Annotated in this window: 2 protein-coding genes; both read right to left on the bottom strand. The window is 58.9% G+C overall.

What is annotated here, in order from left to right; all coding sequences use genetic code 11:
* Nucleotides 1–31: 31 nt before the first annotated feature.
* Complete coding sequence (gene istB, locus ELH03_RS37160; protein ID WP_130660431.1) at nucleotides 32–844, bottom strand: IS21-like element helper ATPase IstB; 813 nt, start codon at nucleotides 842–844, stop codon at nucleotides 32–34.
* A complete protein-coding gene (istA, locus tag ELH03_RS37155) occupies nucleotides 834–2,360 on the bottom strand; it encodes an IS21 family transposase (RefSeq protein WP_130713392.1) in 1,527 nt (508 codons plus the stop codon). The genes istB and istA overlap by 11 nt, the downstream gene beginning before the upstream one ends.
* Nucleotides 2,361–2,472 lie beyond the last annotated feature (112 nt).

Here is a 2,472-nt window from a genome sequence, read left to right as displayed (position 1 = left end):
CCCGGCGTTTCCACCGAGAAGTGACCCGCCTTTAGGTATCGTTTGTGTTGGTCGTGGTGGTCAAGTTCCTTCGTTTCTCCTTCGTTGTTTTGGGCTCATGCGCCGAGCTGTTCTTGAAGCGGAAGCTGTCGTTTCCGGTTTCCAGGATGTGGCAGTGGTGGGTAAGCCGGTCGAGCAGCGCGGTCGTCATCTTGGCGTCGCCGAACACGCTGGCCCATTCACTGAAGCTCAGGTTGGTGGTGATGATGACGCTGGTGCGCTCGTAGAGTTTGCTCAGCAGATGGAAGAGCAATGCACCGCCTGAGGCGCTGAACGGCAGGTATCCCAGCTCGTCGAGAATGACGAGATCGGAATGGACGAGTCGATTAGCGATCTGCCCAGACCGACCCTGCGCCTTCTCTTGCTCGAGAGCGTTGACCAGTTCGACCGTTGAGAAGAACCGGACCCGTTTATGGTGATGCTCGATGGCCTGGACACCGATCGCGGTGGCAATGTGTGTCTTGCCCGTGCCGGGACCGCCGACCAGAACGATGTTGTTGGCGTCGTCGAGGAAGTCGCAGCGATGAAGCTGTTGCACGAGCGCCTCGTTGATCTCGCTGCTGGCGAAGTCGAAGCCGTTCAGATCACGGTAAGCCGGGAAGCGTGCGGTTTTGAGCTGATATGCGGTCGATCGGACCTCTCGTTCCGCAGTCTCCGCCTTGAGAAGCTGGGACAGGATCGGAATGGCAGCCTCAAACGCCGGCGATCCCTGCTCGGTCAGATCACCGACGGCGTGGGCCATGCCGTGCATCTTCAGTTGCCGTAGCATGATGACGATCGCGCCGCTTGCCGGATTATGACGCATGGCGAACCTCCGTCTTTCTCAAGGTATCGTATCGTTCGACATTGGCCTTGGGCTCATTGGTGAGCGTCAGTGCCTGAGGTGCGTCGAGGGTCGGCGGCGTGAAGGATTTGCCGTCGACCAGGCGATGCAGCAGGTTCAACACATGCGTCTTGGTCGGAACGCCGGACTTCAGCGCCATGTCGACGGCCGAGAGCACTGCCTGTTCGTCGTGCTGGAGAACAAGTGCCAGGATATCGACCATCTCGCGGTCGCCACCTGGCTTCTTGAGCAGATATTGTTGCAAGGTCCGGAATGCGTCTGGAAGCTCGGCGAACGGTGCGCCGTTGCGAAGAGCGCCGGGCTTTCGCTGCACCACCGCCAGATAATGCCGCCAGTCATAGATGGTCTGCCCCGGTCGATCATGGGAACGATCGATGACGCGACGGTGCTCGCAAACGATCTGACCTTCTGCCGCGACGACGACACGATCCGGGTAGACTCGAAGGCTCACCGGTCGATTGGCAAAGGATGCCGGAACGCTGTAGCGGTTGCGCTCCAGATGCACGAGGCAGGTTGGCGTGACCCGCTTCGTGTATTCGACAAACCCGTCGAACGGCCTGGAAACGGGCATCAAAGCTGGTGTTTCCTCTGCCCAGATGTCGGCGATGGTGCCACGCATCTGACCATGCGGGGTCTGTGCCCAGAACTCCTTGCAACGCTGCTCAAGCCAGTCATTCAGGGCTTCCAGTGATGGAAAGCGCGGGACCGGTTGGAAGAAGCGATGACGCGCATCCTGAACGTTCTTCTCGACCTGTCCTTTCTCCCAGCCGGAGGCCGGATTGCAGAACTCGGGCTCGAACACGTAGTGGCTGGCCATTGCCATGAAGCGGACGTTGACGTCGCGCTCCTTGCCACGGCCGACCTTGTCGATTGCAGTCTTCATATTGTCGTAGATGCCGCGGCCAGGAATGCCGCCGAAGACGCGGAACGCGTGATTATGGGCATCGAACAGCATCTCATGCGTCTGCAGGAGATAGGCTCGGACGATGAAAGCCCTGGAGTAGCTCAGCTTCGTATGCGCCACCTGCAGCTTGGTGCGTTCATTGCCGATGATCGCCCAGTCTTCCGACCAGTCGAACTGGAAGGCTTCACCAGGCTCGAACGCCAAGGGCACAAACGTGCCGCGGCCTGTCGTCTGCAATTCCCTCTGCCGATCATCACGCCATTCCCGAGCAAATGCCGCCACGCGATTGTAGGAGCCCTCGTAGCCGAGGCTGACCAGGTCAGCATGTAATTGTTTCATCGTCCGCTTCTGTTTGCGGCCCTTCTTGGATTCCGTCTTCAACCAAGCTGACAATCGATCCGCAAACTGGTCAAGCTTGCTCGGTCGCTCCGGAACGTTGAACTTCGGCTCCACGCCGCCGGCACGCAGGTATTTGCGGATGGTATTCCGGGACAGGCCGGTCCTGCGGCAAATCTCCCGGATCGATAGATGCTCTCGAAAATGCCAGCGTCGGATTACGCTCAGTAATGCCATGTCGATCACTCCAGAGCCCCCGCTGAAAGCATGCGAGGGACGGTTGAAACATGGGTCAATTCTCAATGGAAATATCTGGCTGCGCCGGGTCAGCTCTCAGTGGAAATCAACA

Origin of the sequence: Rhizobium beringeri (assembly GCF_004306515.1) — a bacterium.
GTDB classification, from domain to species: Bacteria; Pseudomonadota; Alphaproteobacteria; order Rhizobiales; family Rhizobiaceae; genus Rhizobium; species Rhizobium beringeri.
The sequence above is the reverse complement of the archived record's forward strand: the minus strand, read 5'-3'. Positions and strand labels throughout refer to the sequence as shown.